We start from the raw sequence: 19,430 nt of genomic DNA on the forward strand, positions 1-19,430 counted from the left end.
AGAAAAAACACCTCCATGTTTTATTTCGGATCACAACGATCCGTTTTCAAACTTGAAGGTGTTTTTTATTTGTCTCATCTTATGGGGTCAGTCCCAATGCCAGCAGTTTTTTCTTGCGTACGTGATGAACTGATCACTTTTTTTGATCAACTGTATAGACAATCTTTCGTTCTTTGGGCATGTTGTCGCGCTGTTTTTTAAATCCATCGATCTTCACTGTCATGACCTCTCCACTCCGCTGCACCGCATCAACTTTTGCCTGGAGCGTTTCTACTTGTTCGTTTAGTTTCTTCAAAATCGGTCCTATTTCTTCGGTTGTTTGCAAAATAGGGTCTTGTGAGATCGGCTCGGCATTTGTTTGGGCTGACTGGTCGATATCAGCAAAATGAGAAGCGATCCATTCCTCGCTTTCGGCTAACTGTTTTTGGTAGCTCGTGAGTGTTTCATAAAAAATGGCTTCTTTTGCTTTTTCGATTTGCAGTAATTTTTCTTGTGTTTCATAAAAACGCTCCTGTAGATGCCGCACGCCTTCTTGTAATAAATGAAGCTCTGCGTTTTTATCGCCTAGAGTTTGTTGCAGTTTTTCAATCACAGCGGATAAAGTATTTCCTTTTTTCTCCTCTTTTGCAAGCTGTTTATCTTGGTCTAGTAATCGCTCCTGTAGTTGCTGAGACATTTCCTTATATTTTACAACCTTCAAATGCAATCGGTGCTTTTCCTCTGTTTCTTTTCGTCTATGATAGGTTTCCTTTTGCAGCATTTCATGAAGAAGGACGATTTTATGTAATAATTCCGATTTGCTATAAGAGAGATCCTGTATTTTAGATGATGCTTCGTCCTGGTCAATGGTCATTTCATCCAATTGTTGTTTTAATTGAGTGAAATCCTTTTTCATCTCATGATATTCTTGAGATAGCTTCTTGTTTTTAGCATACGTATACGTGGACTGTAAATCTGAAATCATCTGTTGATATTTGGCCGTTTCAGCTTTTAAAAATAGATTTTCTTGAGACAGATCATGGAATAGGGGAGAAGCATGGCGCCGGTTCATAGGTAGACCCTCCTTATTCATGTTATCAATAAAGTATGCGAAATGAGTGCGATTAGAACAACCATATCAAAGGGGATGAGATGATGAGAATAGTGAATGTGATACTAGCCGGAGGTGCTTCTAGGCGTTTTGGAGAGCCAAAGGCAAGTCATGTCTATCAGGGGAAACCACTATATGAACATGTGAAAGAGCAACTTTTGAAAGGGGAAACCATCATCATCAGTCACCCGAAGCTTCTGCCTTTTTTCAAAGCGAGAGGGGAACAAGCTGTTTGGTTAGATGATGAACAGGTGCGTGGGTATGGCCCGCTTGCAGGCATATATACCGCTATGCAAAAGCAAGAAGCAGAGTGGTATTTAGTGACGGCATGTGATATGCCATTCATACGAAAAGAGACAGCCGTCGCTTTATCTTCTTATTGCCATGAGCATGTAGATGCTGTGGTCCCGATGGTGCAGGAAAGATTACAGCCGTTATTTGCGCTTTATCACCGCCGCAGTCTTCCGTTTATTTCTGCGTGCTTAAAAGAGAATCAATTAGCTATCAAAGACTTATTACAAAAACTTCACGTCCAGGTTGTTCCAGCCGACGAACTGAACGTGGCACCAAATGAATTTCACAATATCAATAAAAGAAGCGATTTACCTGAAAACGGTATGATATGATACATAAAAACGAGGAGGAGAGAACAATATTGAACGAGCGATATTCAAGGCAAATCTTGTTCACTCCGGTAGGGGAAAAAGGGCAGTCTGCGCTTGCCGAAAGCCATGTCCTTATTGTTGGAGCTGGTGCACTTGGAACAGCGTCTGCTGAAGGGCTTGTCCGTTCAGGAATTGGTACTTTGACGATTGTAGATCGTGATTATGTCGAATTCTCAAATTTACAGCGGCAGCAGCTGTACACTGAATACGATGCAAAGATGCATGTGCCAAAAGCGGCAGCAGCTAAAAAACGTCTCCAAGAGATCAACCATGAAGTGACCATTCACGCTCTTATTGAAGATGCAGGAGTAGAGCTGTTAAGACCTTTATTCCGAAAAGCAAATATCGTCATTGATGCGACTGATAATTTTGAGACAAGAATGGTGATGAATGACTTATCTTTAGAAACAAATACGCCTTGGATTTACGGTGCCTGTGTGAGCAGTCAGGGAATGTATATGACCATTTTGCCGGGCAAAACACCTTGCTTATCCTGTGTGTTTACCTCAATGCCTGTTGGGGGTTTGACATGTGATACAGCTGGTATTATTTCTCCTGCTGTCCAAATGGTGTCGGCTTATCAGCAAACAGAGGCATTAAAATATTTAACAGGGCATGAAGAGCAAATGGAGCGAAAGTTTGTCACGTTTGATTTGTGGCAGTCGTCTTCGTTTAAAATGGATGTATCTCGTACGAAGCAGGAGAGCTGTCCTTCTTGCGGCACAAATAGAACGTATCCATATTTACAGGAACAGCGCAAAAAAACAGCGGTTCTTTGCGGACGTGACACCGTTCAAATCATATCGAAGGATTTAGAAAACCTTTCATTTCAGCATGTAAAAGAGCGTCTGTCCTCTATTTGTGAGGTGGAAGTGAACGATTTTTTAATTCATATACGCTATGAAAGACACCGTATCGTTTGTTTTAAAGGAGGACGTGTATTAATCCATGGGACAAATGATGAAAAAGTAGCCAATTCATTACTAGCAAGACTGCTAGGCATATAGGAGTGAGAAGTGATGGAAAGACGACAGCCAATTCCAGTAGAAGAGGCAGTAAAGAAAGTCCACCAATTTCAAAAACATGGACAAGTCGAATGGGTTCCTTTAAAGAATAGCCTTGGAAGATATATTGCAGAAGATATTTTAGCAGACCACGATGTTCCTGCCTTTGATCGTTCTCCGTATGATGGTTTTGCACTTCGAGCAGAAGATACAAAGGATGCATCGAGCGAGCATCCGGTTGAATTTGAGGTCATTGATCATATAGGGGCAGGTATTGTTTCTGCAAAAACGATCGGCCCTTTTCAAGCGATTCGCATCATGACAGGAGCGAAGATTCCAAAAGGAGCAAATGTTGTGATCATGCTCGAATTGACGAAAACGTTTAAAAAAGACGGCAAATCAATGATGTCACTTAAAAGACCTCTGAAAAAGGGAGACAATATTTCTCGGCAAGGAGAAGAGACCCTCAAAGGGAAAGTCATGATCAAAAAAGGCTCAAAAGTTACCCCAGGCGTGACGGCGATATTGGCAACGTTCGGGTATGCGGTTGTGCCGGTCGTCAAAAAACCGGTCATCGGTATCATCTCAACAGGCACCGAGCTCCTACAAGTAAGTGATGCCATGGTGGACGGTAAAATTAGAAATAGTAACCTGAGTATGGTGTACGCCCAGGTTCTTGAAGCTGGAGGAGAACCGCTTGATTTAGGCGGTGTATCCGATGATTTTGATCAAAGCTATGAAGCCGTAAAAGCAGCCTTAAGCAAAGTTGATATGCTCATCACAACAGGTGGTGTATCGGTAGGTGATTTTGACTTTTTACCTGCTATTTATGAAAAACTAGGTGCAGATGTGTTGTTTAATAAAGTCGCCATGAGACCTGGAAGTGTGACGACCGTTGCTGCGTTGCCAAATGGTCAATTGCTTTATGGGCTGTCAGGAAATCCAGCTGCCTGTTTTGTTGGCTTTGAACTATTTGTCAAACCGATCATTTATAAATGGTGTTTGAAAGAAAATCCATTTCCCGTTTTTACTGAGGCGAAGCTGACACATGATTTTCCAAAAGCCAATCCGTTCACACGATTTGTTAGAGCATCACTTGATTTCGCTGGCAGCCAGCTGAGTGTGACGCCAACAGGTCTTGATAAATCTAGTGCGGTGACATCGATTGCTCATGCTGATTGTTTCATTGTTTTGCCCGGAGGAACAAGAGGGTTTAGTGCAGGTGACCAGGTCAGCGTTCTGCTATTTCACCACGAAGGCGGTGCTCCATGTTGGATGACAAATTAAACATTCTACAAGTCGTGGGCTATCAAAATAGTGGTAAAACGACGCTGATCGAAAAATTATGTCAGCTGGCGGATGAAGAAGAAATGAAGCTAGGCTGCTTCAAACATCACGGACATGGTGGAAAGCCAGACCGTCTGTTCAAACAAAAAGATACGGATCGATATGTTCAAGCGGGGGCATTTGCCGCAGGTGTGGAGGGAGAAGGTGAATGTCACTTTTTCATAGGGCATATGACATTCGCACAACTACTCAATATGTGTCAGTATCTTCCTTTAGATGCCGTCTTGATCGAAGGATACAAACAGGCGCCTTACCGCAAAATCCTGTGTGTCAAAGACGAACAGGAACTCATTGATCTTTCAACACTTTCTCATATACAAGCAGCCATTTATTTCAATAAAGAAATACAATTCACTGAGAAATACCCGTTTCCTGTGTTTTCAGCATTTGATAAGCGCGGGATCACATTTGCTTTTAATTTATTGAAGGGGGAAGCCTCGTATGAATGAACTTTTTAACATCACAAAAGAGCCAATTGATGTGAATGAATTGATTCAGCATGTCACAAGACGCAAAGCGGGAGCCATTACGACATTCATAGGCACGGTAAGAGAATGGACAAATGGCAAAAAAACGCTGCGTTTAACATATGAAGCATACATACCAATGGCGGAAAATATGTTGAGTCAAATTGGACAAGAAATTAAAAAACGCTGGCCCGATACAGAAGCTGCTATTGTTCATCGTATTGGCACTCTTGAGATATGTGACATTGCAGTGGCAATAGCTGTTTCATCACCTCATCGGAAAGCTGCATACGAAGCCAATGAATATGCGATTGAACGAATAAAGGAAATCGTTCCTATTTGGAAAAAGGAATACTGGGAAGATGGAGAGGCTTGGATAGGTGATCAGCTTGAAACCGTTTCATACCCGGAAGGAAAACCTAGTACTCTCCAACTTAACGAGAAAGAAGGGAAGCGGCATGATTAGCGTATTATTGTTCGCCGGCCTTGCTGAGAAGGCCGGTAAACAACAAATCATCATTCAAAAAGATCAAACAACGGTTGATGAGATTAAAATAGAATTACAGGAGGTATATGGTGTTGATACTGCACAAAACGTGATGGTTGCAGTCAACGAAATATATACGAGGGGAAATGCTGAAGTGCGTAGCGGGGACACTGTTGCACTCATTCCTCCTGTAAGTGGTGGATAATAGATATTAGAGGACTTGGTTATGGCCGGCGGCTGTAACCAATTTTTTTATGTGTGAAAAGATTGTAGAGGTACTTGGGTATGATCTTCGTAAATAAAACATCCCCGGCGTGCTTTAGAAATGTGAGGATCGAGCTGTTGAATGAGATCATACAATTCGCTGATTCGTCTCACATTGAAATCTGTTCGTGCTTGAAGCTGTTCTTTTAATTCTTTTGTGCTCACAATGCTTCCCTTTTTTTCTTTAATAATATCTACACACCTTGCTGCGTAGTATATTTTGTCATTAGAAGGTCTGCTCTCTTTCATATCAAGTAATTTAAGCTCATGATAAATCAGTTCTCTTTCCTTTCGAAAGTATTGCCATGCTTCTTGTTCCTTTTCATAAAGTAAAATCAATTGCAGTTTCAATTTTTCTCTTAACATTCACTTGACTCCATTTCCACTATCATTTAACCTACCTCTATTTTACATTATATGAAAAAATAACATTTGATCAAGTAAAATCCTTTTATTTTTATTTTTTTAATATGAAAGTATTGTTACTAAAGGCTCATCTGTTCTATAAAAGGCGCTAAACATAGTCCTATAAAGCCGGGATTCATTGAAATTACTAGGAATATTTTAACAAAAAATTGTTGTGTCTAACTGAGACCATCTGAATCCAAAGGAAAAGGATATTTATTCCGAAAGACATGTTGACTTCATAAAATGTTTTTCAGTCAGTAAAATCATGATTTTTTCATATGAATATGGTCGGTCCAAGTATCATTTGAAGGATGTCGTTCATGAAAATAGAATAATAGATTCAATCCTATCACTATGAAAATAAGAAAATCAAATGATCTATCACTTATTGGCAATCTTTTGATAAAATAGAAACAACAAGAGTATGAAAAAACGTTTCCATACTTACAGCACATGGAGAGGATGACATTTGATGAAAGAAACAACGCAAAAACCCACAATTATAGGCGTAAGCACAAGACCATCAGAGCATTTAAAAAGAGTGTGGGAGCAGCCATTCGTTTGGTGGCCTTTATCATGTGTGCTTGTATTAACAGTTGTTGTCACTTATTTGTCTCAGCTAGTGAATGAAGGAATGTGGGCAGATTTAATTTTACCAATCCCTTTCGTTTATGTGATCACGCTCATTGGTTTGGTCATTGGGATTGTCATTAATACTGCCGTATACAAGTTCATCGTCTTTTTAGCAAAAGGTGATGCAACGTTTCAGCAGCTATTTTCAGGTGTGCTTTATATCACACCTATTACGATCATTGGTACGATCATTTCTCATTTAGCGATCATCATGTTTCATGTGCCAAAAGATATCACTATTACCTCATTAAACGCATTCATTCGAATGTCTGGTTCATGGCATGCTGTGTTAGGAAATATTGACCTTTTTGTGATCTGGAATCTTGTTTTAACAGGCTTTTTATTGATCAAGGTCGGCCGCATTTCGCCAAGAATATCTTGGATTATTGTGAGTGTCTTTTATGTATTATCTTTAATTTTTCAATATGTAGGAACTACGATCACCATCAACATGCAGTAAGCTGGGGGTAGAATGTTTTTATGAGAAAGAAAATCATCATCGGATCCATTTTGATTATTGTGATTGGTTTATTTATTGGATTTAACATTGCAAAAAACCAATCAAAACCTGTGTCTACGGCAGCATTTAAAACAGTTAAACTCACACCAAAAGAAATAACTTCTAAGGTGATGACGCCTGGAACACTTTCATTCTCGGAGGAGCAATTTATTTATACAGAAGAGGAGAAGGGAAGCCTGAATCATATCGCTGTGAAAGAAGGAGAAAAAGTGAAAGCTGGAACACCGCTCCTTACATATGAAAATAAGGAACTGGAGCTTGAAGAACAGCAGCAAGCACTTGCGGCTGAATCAAGTACACTAAAGCTTGAACAATTACAAAATAGACTCAATTCATTAGATGAAAATCAGGGAAAAAAGGCGGGCTCTGATTCGAAAAACGAGCGAGATCAGCTTGAACTCGAACTCAAAGCTGCTGAATTAGAGCAAAAACAAGCGGAGCTTAACCAAGAAAAAGTAAAGGCACAAATAGAAGATTTAACGATACATAGCAAAATTGAAGGAACAGTCATCTCCATCGAGCAAGATGCTGGCGCAGGGAAGCTAGAAGAGAGACAGCCGGTAATCCATATTGGCAATGAGAAAAAAATGATTGTACGAGGCTTAATCAGTGAGTATGATGCTATGAAAGTCAAAAAGAAACAAAAAGTAAAGGTAACGTCTGATGTCATTCGCGGAAAGAGTTGGCAAGGAGTGGTGAAAAAAGTGGGCGCTGTGCCTGCCGAGTCAACAGCAGAAACAGCTGCTAGTGATCAAACCGTACAATATCCAGTCGAAATTGAAATAAAAGGGAAAAAGCCGGATGCAAAACCAGGCTTTAAAATGATCATGGAAATTGAAACGGACAAGCGTCAAGTGCACACAATTCCTGAAACAGCTGTGAAAAAAGACAAAGATGGTTCATACGTTTATGTTGTTGAAAAGAATGCACTGAAGAAAGTAAAAGTGACATTAGGTGAAACGTCAGGTCAAGATCTTGAAGTGACGAAAGGTTTAACAAAAGAAGATCAAATCATTGCAGAGCCATCAGATGATATGTATGACGGAATGGAAGTGAATGCTGAATGATTCAGCTTTCAAACGTGACAAAAAGCTACGAAGTCGCTGAGGAGACATTTGATGTATTAAGTGAAGTGGACCTCGTCATTGGTAAAGGCGAGTATATGTCCATTATGGGCCCGTCCGGTTCTGGAAAATCAACGTTAATGAATATCATTGGCTGTTTGGACCACCCGACCTCCGGACAGTACCATTTTCAAGGTATGGAGCTGTCGGCAGCAAAGGATCAAGAACTGGCAGTGATTCGAAATCGATCCATTGGTTTTGTTTTTCAACAATTTTATTTACTGCCTAGATTAAATGCGAGGCGAAATGTTGAACTTCCGATGATTTACGCTGGTATCAGTCAAAAGGAAAGAAAAGAACGTGCGGAAATGGCACTTGAAAAGGTTGGTTTGGCAGATCGAATGAAGCATATGCCAAACGAGTTGTCAGGGGGTCAAAAGCAAAGAGTAGCCATCGCACGTGCGATTGTCAATGAGCCGGAGCTCATCTTGGCAGATGAACCAACAGGCGCTCTTGATTCAAAAACGAGCGGCTCGATTATGGAACAGTTTACAAAGCTCAATGAGGAAGGAACAACGGTTGTGCTCGTTACTCATGAAGAAGAAATAGCTGCGTATACAAACCGGATAGTCGTTGTAAGAGATGGACGCCTCGCTCAAGATAGATTGATACAAGGAGACGAATGAATGAAACTCTTTGAAAATATCAAAATAGCGCTGAATTCTGTCCTTGCTCATAAATTGCGGTCTATTTTAACGATGCTTGGCATTATTATTGGGGTTGGCTCGGTGATTGCAGTCGTTGCCATCGGTCAAGGCGGCGAGCAAATGCTGAAAGAATCAATTTCAGGGCCAAACAATACCATTGATATGACCTATACACCCTCTGATGAGGAGTTAAATGCGAATCCGAATGCGTTATTTGAAACCACATTTACTGAAGAAGACATTCAAAGTGTTCAAGCATTGAATGGGGTTAAACAGGTTGCCTCCTCCACGGCACAAGGCATGCAATTAAGATTCCAAGATACAACAATAGATGCAACGGTCAATGGGATTAATGAAGGCTACACGAATGTACATTCATTACATATAGCAGAAGGACAGGACTTACGTGAAATCGATTTTAGGAGCGGAAGAAGGGCAGCTGTTATTTCAGAAGGGATACAAAAAGAATTGTTTAATGGAGAGAAGGCAGTAGGCGAGTTGATTTGGATGAATGGACAGCCGGTTGAGGTGATCGGGGTTTTAGCAAAACAGGAAGGGCTGTTTTCATTTGATATGAATGAAATATATGTCCCTTTTGCAATGCTGACAACTGCATTTGGTGTGAAAGAATATGATAAGTTGTCTATTCAAGTTGCACATGTTGATCAAATGAAAGAAGTAGGAAAGAGTGCGGCTGCACGCTTAAATGAAAATCACCATACAGACGATGCTTACGAAATGATCAATCTGGAAGAGATTGCAGCAGGCATTGGTCAGATTACGTCTGTTATGACAACAATCATTGGCTCAATTGCTGGTATCTCATTACTTGTCGGCGGCATTGGTGTCATGAATATTATGCTCGTATCTGTCACAGAAAGAACAAGAGAAATCGGAATTCGAAAGGCACTTGGGGCAACTAGGATTCAAATACTCGTTCAGTTTTTAATTGAGTCTGTCGTTCTTACACTGATCGGTGGGTTACTTGGAATCGCGCTTGGCTTAGGAGGTGCTTCACTTGTGTCACTGTTTGCAGGGTGGCCTTCTCTTGTATCGTGGCAGATCGTATGTGGAGGCGTCCTATTTAGTATGCTCATTGGTATTATTTTTGGACTGATTCCTGCCAATAAAGCAGCGAGGCTCGATCCTATTGAATCACTTAGATATGAATAATCCTAAAGTTAACGTTCAAGGTGCTGACAAGAAGGTAGAACGAGATATGTTGCCTGCTGTTCCGCACCTGAAGCCTTTATGCAAAACGCATAAAGGCTTTTTTTCGTTCAATTGAATGAAATGAAAAATGATAGAAATGCTAATATCATGACTTTCTTCTCAATGTCACATATTTTTCAGTTTACAAATGGTACATATAAAGGTAAGATGACCATTGTGAAAGATTTTGATAGTTATTGAATGTATTTGATTGTTTTGTATTGATAATGTTGAAAAAAGCGATTACAATAAAGGTGCGCGCAAAATGAATACGTTTTCAAAAGGGGGTGTTTTCAATGCTAACACCAGAAAGACATCAACTCATTATCGACTATTTAGAAGAAAACGATGTCATCAAAATACAGGACTTAACGATTATGACGGATGCGTCTGAATCTACAATTAGAAGAGATTTGTCAGCCCTCGAAGAAAAAGGTTTTCTTAAAAGAGTTCATGGAGGAGCTGCTAAAATATCTAGTATTCGTCTTGAGCCAGATGTGTTTGAGAAATCTGCCAAAAACCTTCATGAAAAGTCATTGATTGCAGAGGCAGCTGCATCACTTTTAAAACAAGGCGATTGTATTTACTTAGATGCTGGTACGACAACACAGCAAATGATTGACTTTATCGATCCAGATCAAGATATCGTGGTGGTGACAAATGGTGTCATGCACATTGAAGCACTCATGAGAAAAGGCATTTCTTTTTACCTGATAGGCGGATCAGTGAAACATCGAACAGGAGCCATGGTGGGAGCCGCAGCTTTGACAGCTATGGAAAATTACCGTTTTGACAAAAGCTTTGTTGGGACGAACGGCATTCATCCCGAGGCAGGGTTTACAACACCTGATCCAGAAGAAGCGCTCATTAAAAAAAGAGCTATAAAGCAGGCGAAAAAAACCTACATTTTAACAGATGCCTCAAAGTTTGGCGAAATATCGTTTTCAACCTTTGCTAGTTTACAGGAAGCCACCATTATCACAAACGACGCAAAAGAGGATTCATTCGATAATTACCATGAAAAAACGGTTATAAAGGTAGTGAAAACATGATTTATACAGTTACTTTAAACCCATCAGTTGATTACATCGTACACGTGGAGGATTTTGCGGTCGGCGGTTTAAATCGTTCAACCTATGACAAAAAATATCCAGGTGGTAAAGGAATCAATGTCTCAAGGCTTTTAAAACGGCACGGTGTTGAATCAAAAGCACTTGGATTCATTGGCGGTTTTACAGGCAAATATATTCAAGACTTTTTACAAAACGAACAATTACAAACAGCCTTTCATGAGGTGCCAGAAGATACACGTATCAATGTGAAACTAAAAACAGGCGAAGAAACGGAAATCAATGGGCTCGGTCCAAGTATTACTGAAGCACAGTTCGATTCGTTTTTATCCCAATTCACTTCATTAACAGAAGGCGATGTCGTTGTATTAGCAGGCAGCATTCCTTCTTCGCTGCCTCATAACACATATGAGCGCATTGCTGAAGTATGTGCGAAGCAAGGGGTAAGAGTAGTACTTGATATTTCTGGAGAAGCCTTAAAAAAAGCAGCAGATCTGAAACCATTCTTAATGAAACCAAACCATCATGAGTTAGGTGAAATGTTTGAAACCAGTATTTCATCTGCAGAAGAAGCCATTCCTTATGGGAAAAAGCTGTTGGAACAAGGTGCTGAACATGTCATTGTATCTATGGCTGGAGACGGCGCTCTCTTATTCAGTAAGGAAGGGATCTTTCAATCTAATGTTCCAAAAGGCAAGCTGATCAACTCAGTTGGTGCAGGTGATTCAGTCGTTGCAGGATTCTTAGCTGGCGTTTCTAAAGGCCTTTCCATAGAAGAATCATTTAAGCTTGGCGTCACATCAGGAAGTGCTACAGCATTTTCTGAGGAACTTGGAACAAAAGAGCTTGTCGATACATTATTGCCACAAGTAAAAGTCACACGCATTTAAAGGAGGAGTCATCATGAAAATTACAGAACTACTCACGAAGCATACGATTAAGCTTCAATTAGACAGCCAGCAAAAAGAAGCCGTTATTGAAGAACTGGTCACTGTATTAGATACAGCTGGTAAATTAAATGATAAAGAAGGCTACAAAGCAGCTGTTGTTAATCGTGAAAAACAAAGCTCTACGGGAATCGGAGAAGGAATTGCGATTCCTCATGCGAAAACAGCAAGTGTGAAAGAACCTGCTATTGCATTTGGTCGTTCAACAGCTGGTGTAGATTATGAATCATTAGACGGACAGCCAAGTCATCTTGTCTTTATGATTGCAGCAACTGAAGGCGCAAACAACACGCATTTAGAAGCACTTTCTCGTTTATCCACACTTCTCATGCGTGAAGAGATCCGAAAGCAGCTTCTTGAAGCGGCTACTGAAGATGAAATCATTGAAATTATCAATACACATGATAAAGACGATGAAGAAGAAGAGGAAGTCAAAGAGGAACCGGCTGCACCGGGAAAACCTGCTAAAATTTTAGCGGTGACAGCTTGTCCAACAGGCATCGCGCATACATTTATGGCCGCAGATGCTTTGAAAGAAAAAGCAAAAGAAATGGGCGTTGACATTAAAGTTGAGACAAACGGCTCTAGTGGAATTAAACATGCCCTGACAGCAAAAGAAATTGAAGAAGCGCCAGCTATTATTGTGGCAGCTGATAAACAAGTGGAAATGGAACGCTTTAAAGGCAAACATGTCATTGAAGTACCTGTGACAGCTGGAATTCGCCGTCCGCAAGAATTGATCGAAAAAGCCATCAATCAAGATGCGCCGATTTATAAAGGTTCAGGCGGCAGTTCTTCAAAAGATGAAAATGAATCATCAGGCAAGGGAAGAAGTGGATTCTATAAGCACTTAATGAGCGGTGTAAGCAACATGCTTCCGTTTGTTGTTGGGGGCGGTATCCTCGTTGCGATTTCATTCTTCTGGGGAATTAACTCAGCTGACCCTAAAGATCCTTCTTTCAATTCATTTGCAGCTGTTTTAAAAGGAATTGGCGGAGATAATGCGCTTGCCTTAATCGTTGCTGTATTAGCTGGATTTATCGCAATGAGTATTGCAGACCGTCCAGGTTTCGCACCAGGTATGGTTGGCGGATTCATGGCCTCTGCAGCAGGAGCTGGATTCTTAGGCGGATTGATTGCTGGTTTCCTTGCTGGTTACATCGTGGTGCTACTCAAAAAAGTATTCACTTTTGTACCACAGTCGCTCGATGGAATTAAACCAGTTCTGCTCTATCCATTGTTCGGTATTTTCTTTACAGGGATTATCATGCATTACATCGTCAACACACCTGTTAAAATGGTAATGGACGGCTTAACACACTGGCTTGAATCACTTGGTACTGGAAACCTTGTATTAATGGGGATTATTTTAGCTGGTATGATGGCCATTGATATGGGTGGTCCGATTAACAAAGCGGCCTACACATTTGGTCTTGCGATGATTGCTGCTGGCAACTATGCACCGCATGCTGCGATTATGGCAGGCGGAATGGTGCCGCCTCTAGGAATTGCCCTAGCGACAACGATCTTTAGAAACAAATTCTCTAAACGTGACCGTGAAGCAGGTATTACATGTTACTTCATGGGAGCTGCGTTCATTACGGAAGGGGCGATCCCGTTTGCAGCGGCAGATCCTCTGCGCGTCATTCCTTCAGCTGTGATTGGTGCAGCAGTTGCAGGTGGATTAACAGAATTCTTTAGAGTGACGCTTCCTGCACCGCACGGCGGACTATTCGTTTTCTGGGTAACAAACCATCCAGTTCTTTACATCATCAGCATCTTAATCGGTGCCATTGTTACAGCGCTACTTCTCGGAATTCTAAAAAAACCAGTCCGACAAGAAGCTTAATTTGAAAAGAAGCATCGTGAAGAGCGGTGCTTCTTTTTGTTTAATTATCAGCAAATTAGGAAAAAATATCTAATTGAATGGTTGTCTTGTGAATTTTTAAATGACATGTGATAAAGTAAAGTTATTCAATTCGCGTTTCAAGTCTTTTAGCAGAAAGTCTTAGGAGGAAGCAGTATTTTGAACGAAGAAAACAAACAAAACGAAAATGACATTCAATCTGATGGGAAACAAGCCAAAACAGAGAAGAAAAGTTCTCTGTTTGAATGGATCAAAGCCATTTTAATTGCACTTGCCCTCGTCCTCATCATCCGTACGTTTATTTTTGAGCCGTATGTGGTGGAAGGAGAGTCAATGGAACCAACCCTTCATGATGGAGAAAAGCTGTTTGTTAACAAAACCATCAACTATCTCGGTGGAGTCAAACGTGGTGACATCGTGATTATTAACGGAAAAGACGGTCAGAAAATTCATTATGTCAAACGATTGATCGGCCTTCCAGGCGACACGATTGAAATGAAGGATGATACGCTTTACATTAATGGTAAAAAAGTAGATGAGCCTTATTTAAAAGAGAACAAGGCGCATGCCAAAGAGTATGAGGTACATTTAACAGGAGATTTTGGTCCAGTGAAAGTACCGAAAAACGATTACTTTGTTATGGGTGACAACAGACTGAATTCTATGGACAGTCGAAATGGACTCGGACTCATTGAAAAGGATCGGATTGTCGGCACATCAGAATTTGTTTTCTTCCCATTTGGCGATATTCGACAAACACAATAAATACACCTTTCTCAATGCGTAAGAAAGGTGCTTGAATGGACGACCCTTCATGTAGGGTCGTTTTTAATTTGGTGTGAGCATCGTGACAATGATGACAATGGCCAAAACAGAAGCGAAAACGGACCCAGTAATCGCCAAAACAGAACGGAATAATCCAATTTTCACATTGTCTTTTCCGCGCTTTTGTAAAAAGCGTTTTGAAAAGATATGGACCAGTGTGTAAATGAGGACAAGCCCAATATAAAGGCCAAAGTCTCTTGCATTAAAGCCAGTCGCCGATAAATAAATGCCCATAAAGAAAATCAATAAACAGTATTCCATGAGTGTGAGTAATCTCAAATCGCCCGAACTCCTTCAACAAAAACATTCCCACTTATTATACCATATTGGACAAAAAGCCTTTGTTCTTAGCGAGAGACGTTTCTATCAATCGCTATTCATGTTATACTTCATATTGATGAATGAGTGATGGAGGATTAATAAATGATTGCAGTGAATAATGTTAGTTTGCGATTTGCTGATCGTAAATTATTTGAAGAAGTAAATATTAAGTTCACTCCTGGCAACTGCTACGGACTAATTGGTGCCAATGGAGCTGGTAAATCAACGTTCTTAAAGATTCTTTCTGGAGAAATTGAAGCTCAAACGGGCGATGTTCATATGAGTCCTGGTGAACGTTTAGCGATTTTAAAACAGAACCACTTTGAATACGAAGAGTTTGAAGTGTTAAAAGTCGTCATCATGGGTCACAAACGTCTATATGATGTGATGCAGGAAAAAGATGCGATTTATATGAAACCTGATTTCTCAGATGAAGACGGGATTCGTGCAGCAGAGCTTGAAGGTGAGTTTGCTGAGTTAAACGGATGGGAAGCGGAAAGTGAAGCTGCGATCTTATTAAAAGGTCTTGGCATTCCAGAGAGCTTGCAATCGAAGAAAATGTCTGAGCTTGGCGGATCTGAAAAGGTAAAAGTATTGTTAGCACAAGCTTTATTCGGTAAACCTGACGTTCTCCTTCTCGATGAGCCAACGAACCACTTGGACTTACAAGCGATCCAGTGGCTGGAAGAGTTCCTCATTAACTTTGAGAATACCGTCATCGTCGTATCGCATGACCGTCATTTCTTAAACAAAGTATGTACGCATATTGCAGACCTTGACTTTGGAAAAATTCAAGTGTATGTCGGAAACTATGATTTCTGGTATGAATCAAGCCAGCTGGCATTAAAACTCAGCCAGGATGCCAACAAGAAAAAAGAAGAACAGATTAAGCAGCTTCAAGAATTCGTTGCTCGGTTCAGTGCGAACGCATCTAAATCGAAGCAAGCGACATCAAGAAAAAAATTGCTTGATAAGATTTCGCTAGATGACATTAAACCATCTTCTCGTAAATATCCTTATGTTCATTTTGCGCCAGAGCGTGAAATCGGAAATGATGTCCTTCAAGTAGAAGGTCTATCAAAAACGATTGACGGTGTAAAAGTACTGGATAACGTCAGCTTTATTATGAATCGTGAGGATAAAATTGCGTTCTTAAGCCGTAATGAGCTTGCTGTCTCTACTTTATTTAAAATCCTTGCTGGTGAAATGGAGCCAGACAGCGGGACGTTTAAATGGGGCGTGACAACATCTCAAGCCTTTTTCCCTAAAGACAACAGCGAATATTTTGAAGGAAGCGATTTAGATCTTGTTGATTGGCTTCGTCAATATTCTCCTAATGATCAAAGTGAAAGCTTCCTGCGTGGTTTCTTAGGCCGTATGCTTTTCTCTGGGGAAGAAGTGAAGAAAAAAGCAAGCGTCTTATCAGGTGGAGAAAAGGTTCGTTGTATGTTATCAAAAATGATGCTGTCTGGAGCGAATATTTTGCTGTTAGACGAGCCGACGAACCATTTAGACCTAGAGTCCATCACAGCGCTGAATAACGGTCTAATGAGCTTTAAAGGGGCTATGCTCTTCTCATCTCATGACCATCAGTTTGTTGAAACAGTTGCAAACCGTATTATCGAAGTGACGCCAAATGGCATCGTTGATAAACAAACAACTTATGATGAGTTCTTATCAGATCAAGAAATTCAAAAAAGACTACAAGAACTGTATGCATAAACATAAAGAAAAGACATCCACATGAGGATGTCTTTTTTCTTTAAAAAGCCCAATTTCCATTTCGGAAAATCGGTTCACGTTTACCATCTTTTGTGATCCCATCAATATTCATTTCCTTTGAACCAATCATGAAATCGACGTGTGTAATACTGCTGTTCACACCAGCTGCGTCTAATTCCTCACGTTTCATCTCTTTACCGCCTTCGATATTAAATGCATAACCGCTGCCGATGGCAAGGTGATTGGATGCATTTTCATCGTAAAGTGTATTGTAATAGAGGATATTTGAGTTAGAAATTGGTGAATCATCTGGTACAAGGGCAACCTCACCTAGATAATGTGAGCCTTCATCTGTTTCAACGAGAGAGGTTAAAATGTCTTCGCCCTCTTTGGCTTTCACATCTACAATACGCCCATTTTCAAAGGTTAACGTAAATTCATCGATAATGTTTCCTGCATAACTAAGTGGCTTAGTGCTAGAGACAGTCCCGTTTACACCATCTTTTTTAGGTACGGTAAAGACCTCTTCTGTCGGCATATTGGCCATGAATGATACGCCGCGTTCACTCACGCTGCCAGCACCTACCCAAATATGCTGCTCTGGAAGTTCAATCGTTAAATCTGTACCTGGTGCTTCATAGTGCAGCTTGTGGTAGTGACGTTCATTTAATACTTTTACTTTTTCATTTAGTGATTCATCATGCTTTTTCCACGCTTCAACAGGATCTGGCTGATCAGCGCGGGCGACTTTAAAGATTTGATCCCATAATAATGCAACAGCTTCTTCATCTGCATGCTCAGGGAAAATCTTTTTCGCCCAATCTTTTGATGCAGCACCGACGACTGTCCATGCAACTTTGTCAGATTGAACGTATTGACGATATGTATGAAGTGCTGAACCTGCAGCTTTTTGCTGTGAAGCAATTTTTTTCGAGTCAATGCCACTTAGAAGATCAGGGCTTTCTGACAAGATCGTAATAAAAGCACCGCCACGTTTTGCGATGGTTTCCATCATCTGTGCTTCCCATTCTGGAAATTGCTCAAACACATCTTGTGGGGCATGTTCATATTTTAAACGGGTCAGGACACCATCACTCCAGCGGATATGTACGTTTTTCGCTCCGCGCTCATATGCGTGTTTTGCCACAAGACGGACAAGGTCTACAGATTCAGTGAACGCAGATACGACCACTTCTTGACCACTTTGAACATTTACACCTACTTCAACGATGGTTTTTGCATATTGATCTAGTTGTTTTTCAAATGAACTCATAAAAAACCCTCCTTTAGTCATGTTCATCATATCAGATTTAAGACCGAAAAGGAAAATGGGGAGCCGTCCCGAAGCAAAATAAAAAAGCCGCTTTCGTGCGGCTTTTTTAGCGGTTCAGTTGTTTCACAGGCTGTGCATTAGAAGGGGGCATATGTGAAAACGACAGGCTCATTCCTCCTAAAATAATACCGGTTAAAATGACTGTGACAACGACCCGTTTACCTAAATCAAGCAACATGTTCTTCCTCCTTCACGTTTATCCATTCATCACGATATGATCGAAATGAAGAAAAAAGAAGTAGAACATGAAGATTATTTTAATGTTTTTTGCAATTTGTCGATTACTTCTAATGAACGACCTGTTCCAATTGCGACAGATTCAAGAGGATTTGCTGCGATATGAACTGGGACGACAATTTCTTGAGAGAGCCATTCTTGAATGCCGTTTAATAGTGCACCACCGCCAGTTAGAATGACGCCACGATCTACGATATCACCACTCAGTTCTGGAGGGCTGTCTTCTAATGTAGCCCGAATCGCCTCTAAAATATGAAGAAGTGATTCTCGCATAGCACCTTGAATTTCTGTTGATTCAAGTGTAATTGTTTTTGGAAGACCTGTGACAAGGTCGCGTCCACGAACTTCTAATGACTCAGGTTCGTGTTCAATGAGTCCATAACCAATTTCCATTTTTACCTGTTCAGCTGTCCGTTCACCAATCAGTAAATTGTATTTTTTTCTCACAAAAGTAATGATATCTTCATCCAGTTGATCTCCGCCAATTCGGATCGAGTGGCAAGAGACAACTCCGCCAAATGAAATGATCGCTACCTCTGTTGTTCCTCCGCCAATATCTACAACGACGTTGGCAACAGGCTCGTCCACCGGGAGATCAGCACCGATTGCAGCTGCGACGGGTTCTTCAATTAAATGCACATGCTTTGCTCCGCAATTTTTGACAGCATCGCTGATCGCGCGGCGTTCGACAGCTGTTGAACCTGATGGTGTACAAACAACCACAGTCGGCTTTCTAAAGGTAAACCCAATATTTTTTCCTGCTTTTTTCATAATTTGTTTGAGTAAATCGGTTGTCATATCATAATCAGCGATGACACCATCTTTCATCGGACGGATCGCTACAATTTTTCCAGGTGTTTTCCCAATCATCTCTTTTGCTTCTGACCCCACTGCAAGGACAGTTTTTGTTTCCGTATCTACTGCCACAACGGATGGTTCATTGAGAATAATTCCTTTATTTTTACTGTAAACCAATATGTTAGCTGTTCCTAAATCAATTCCAATTTCGGCATTTTGAAACATGTTTTCACCCAATCTCTATTTTTGCTGTTTTAAACAATTTTACATTTAAAAGTTCAGAGGGTTGAGGTCATTTGTGGGGGTTTGTGATCACCTTGAAATGAATCTGTAAAATTCAAGTCTCATTTTGACAATCACAATAAATTTTCCCTTTGGTTTTTCGATTTTGAAAAAAATTTTTATGCAGGAGAAACCTTTTAAGAATCTCTTACGTCTACGA

At 40.6% G+C, this 19,430-nt stretch carries 21 protein-coding genes; 15 read left to right on the plus strand and 6 right to left on the minus strand.

Annotated features, from left to right (window positions below; genetic code table 11):
• Positions 1 to 133: 133 nt before the first annotated feature.
• On the minus strand, positions 134 to 1,051 hold the full coding sequence (locus tag M2369_RS10210; protein WP_144678863.1) for a coiled-coil domain-containing protein: 918 nt from the start codon (positions 1,049 to 1,051) through the stop codon (positions 134 to 136).
• Positions 1,052 to 1,134: 83 nt separating this feature from the next.
• On the opposite strand from M2369_RS10210, the gene M2369_RS10215 reads away from it, so the two are divergent.
• The 6 genes from M2369_RS10215 to moaD are packed head-to-tail and all read left to right on the plus strand — an operon-like array spanning position 1,135 to position 5,265.
• Positions 1,135 to 1,716: a molybdenum cofactor guanylyltransferase gene (locus tag M2369_RS10215; RefSeq protein ID WP_019743805.1), complete on the plus strand. Its 582-nt coding sequence runs from the start codon at positions 1,135 to 1,137 to the stop codon at positions 1,714 to 1,716.
• A gap of 29 nt (positions 1,717 to 1,745) precedes the next feature.
• Positions 1,746 to 2,762, plus strand: a complete 1,017-nt coding sequence (locus tag M2369_RS10220; RefSeq protein ID WP_024719562.1) for a MoeB/ThiF family adenylyltransferase — start codon at positions 1,746 to 1,748, stop codon at positions 2,760 to 2,762.
• Positions 2,763 to 2,771: 9 nt separating this feature from the next.
• On the plus strand, positions 2,772 to 4,046 hold the full coding sequence (locus M2369_RS10225) for a molybdopterin molybdotransferase MoeA (RefSeq protein ID WP_259254147.1): 1,275 nt from the start codon (positions 2,772 to 2,774) through the stop codon (positions 4,044 to 4,046).
• Complete coding sequence (gene mobB / locus M2369_RS10230; RefSeq protein WP_259254148.1) at positions 4,028 to 4,555, plus strand: molybdopterin-guanine dinucleotide biosynthesis protein B; 528 nt, start codon at positions 4,028 to 4,030, stop codon at positions 4,553 to 4,555. The genes M2369_RS10225 and mobB overlap by 19 nt, the downstream gene beginning before the upstream one ends.
• Complete coding sequence (locus M2369_RS10235) at positions 4,548 to 5,039, plus strand: molybdenum cofactor biosynthesis protein MoaE (protein WP_041092418.1); 492 nt, start codon at positions 4,548 to 4,550, stop codon at positions 5,037 to 5,039. The genes mobB and M2369_RS10235 overlap by 8 nt, the downstream gene beginning before the upstream one ends.
• Positions 5,032 to 5,265, plus strand: coding sequence for a molybdopterin converting factor subunit 1 (moaD, locus tag M2369_RS10240; RefSeq protein ID WP_008345159.1), 234 nt, complete (start codon positions 5,032 to 5,034; stop codon positions 5,263 to 5,265). The genes M2369_RS10235 and moaD overlap by 8 nt, the downstream gene beginning before the upstream one ends.
• A 47-nt stretch (positions 5,266 to 5,312) precedes the next feature.
• Here the strand turns inward: moaD and M2369_RS10245 are convergent, their stop codons facing one another.
• Positions 5,313 to 5,690 (minus strand): Rok-like winged helix domain-containing protein, encoded by a 378-nt coding sequence (locus tag M2369_RS10245; RefSeq protein ID WP_039168668.1) that lies wholly within the window; start codon positions 5,688 to 5,690, stop codon positions 5,313 to 5,315.
• 514 nt (positions 5,691 to 6,204) lie between these two features.
• On the opposite strand from M2369_RS10245, the gene yknW reads away from it, so the two are divergent.
• The 8 genes from yknW to lepB all read left to right on the plus strand — a co-directional run bounded on the left by yknW (position 6,205) and on the right by lepB (position 14,517).
• Positions 6,205 to 6,825 carry a YknW family membrane protein gene (yknW, locus tag M2369_RS10250; protein ID WP_024719557.1) on the plus strand — a complete coding sequence of 207 codons (621 nt, stop codon included), beginning with the start codon at positions 6,205 to 6,207 and terminating at the stop codon, positions 6,823 to 6,825.
• Positions 6,826 to 6,845: 20 nt separating this feature from the next.
• On the plus strand, positions 6,846 to 7,952 hold the full coding sequence (locus tag M2369_RS10255) for an efflux RND transporter periplasmic adaptor subunit (protein ID WP_259254150.1): 1,107 nt from the start codon (positions 6,846 to 6,848) through the stop codon (positions 7,950 to 7,952).
• Positions 7,949 to 8,635 carry an ABC transporter ATP-binding protein gene (locus M2369_RS10260; protein WP_045034218.1) on the plus strand — a complete coding sequence of 229 codons (687 nt, stop codon included), beginning with the start codon at positions 7,949 to 7,951 and terminating at the stop codon, positions 8,633 to 8,635. The genes M2369_RS10255 and M2369_RS10260 overlap by 4 nt, the downstream gene beginning before the upstream one ends.
• Positions 8,636 to 9,829 (plus strand): ABC transporter permease, encoded by a 1,194-nt coding sequence (locus tag M2369_RS10265; protein ID WP_178930107.1) that lies wholly within the window; start codon positions 8,636 to 8,638, stop codon positions 9,827 to 9,829.
• 335 nt (positions 9,830 to 10,164) lie between these two features.
• Entirely contained in the window at positions 10,165 to 10,920 is a 756-nt protein-coding gene (locus M2369_RS10270) for a DeoR/GlpR family DNA-binding transcription regulator (protein WP_024719553.1), read from the plus strand.
• Positions 10,917 to 11,828: a 1-phosphofructokinase gene (gene pfkB, locus M2369_RS10275; protein ID WP_057079601.1), complete on the plus strand. Its 912-nt coding sequence runs from the start codon at positions 10,917 to 10,919 to the stop codon at positions 11,826 to 11,828. Before M2369_RS10270 ends, pfkB begins: the two co-directional genes overlap by 4 nt.
• A gap of 13 nt (positions 11,829 to 11,841) precedes the next feature.
• Positions 11,842 to 13,734, plus strand: a complete 1,893-nt coding sequence (locus M2369_RS10280; RefSeq protein ID WP_008345139.1) for a PTS fructose transporter subunit IIABC — start codon at positions 11,842 to 11,844, stop codon at positions 13,732 to 13,734.
• A gap of 210 nt (positions 13,735 to 13,944) precedes the next feature.
• On the plus strand, positions 13,945 to 14,517 hold the full coding sequence (gene lepB, locus M2369_RS10285; protein WP_235701813.1) for a signal peptidase I: 573 nt from the start codon (positions 13,945 to 13,947) through the stop codon (positions 14,515 to 14,517).
• A gap of 63 nt (positions 14,518 to 14,580) precedes the next feature.
• Here lepB and M2369_RS10290 read toward each other — a convergent pair whose 3' ends face one another.
• Entirely contained in the window at positions 14,581 to 14,856 is a 276-nt protein-coding gene (locus M2369_RS10290; protein ID WP_008345136.1) for a hypothetical protein, read from the minus strand.
• 144 nt (positions 14,857 to 15,000) lie between these two features.
• Between M2369_RS10290 and M2369_RS10295 the strand changes: the two genes are divergently transcribed.
• The gene (locus tag M2369_RS10295; RefSeq protein WP_007498620.1) at positions 15,001 to 16,620 is read left to right on the plus strand and encodes an ABC-F family ATP-binding cassette domain-containing protein; all 1,620 of its coding nucleotides are present in this window, start codon (positions 15,001 to 15,003) and stop codon (positions 16,618 to 16,620) included.
• 40 nt (positions 16,621 to 16,660) lie between these two features.
• On the opposite strand, the gene M2369_RS10300 is transcribed toward M2369_RS10295, so the two are convergent.
• From M2369_RS10300 to mreBH, 3 genes are all read right to left on the minus strand, one after another.
• Positions 16,661 to 17,893 carry an aminopeptidase gene (locus tag M2369_RS10300; RefSeq protein ID WP_008345134.1) on the minus strand — a complete coding sequence of 411 codons (1,233 nt, stop codon included), beginning with the start codon at positions 17,891 to 17,893 and terminating at the stop codon, positions 16,661 to 16,663.
• Between the two features lie 106 nt (positions 17,894 to 17,999).
• The gene (locus M2369_RS10305) at positions 18,000 to 18,131 is read right to left on the minus strand and encodes a protein YkpC (RefSeq protein ID WP_003210922.1); all 132 of its coding nucleotides are present in this window, start codon (positions 18,129 to 18,131) and stop codon (positions 18,000 to 18,002) included.
• Between the two features lie 74 nt (positions 18,132 to 18,205).
• A complete protein-coding gene (mreBH, locus tag M2369_RS10310; RefSeq protein WP_017359401.1) occupies positions 18,206 to 19,213 on the minus strand; it encodes a rod-share determining protein MreBH in 1,008 nt (335 codons plus the stop codon).
• Positions 19,214 to 19,430 lie beyond the last annotated feature (217 nt).

The sequence above is a fragment of the Bacillus sp. JUb11 genome, assembly GCF_024807925.1.
GTDB lineage: Bacteria > Bacillota > Bacilli > Bacillales > Bacillaceae > Bacillus > Bacillus altitudinis.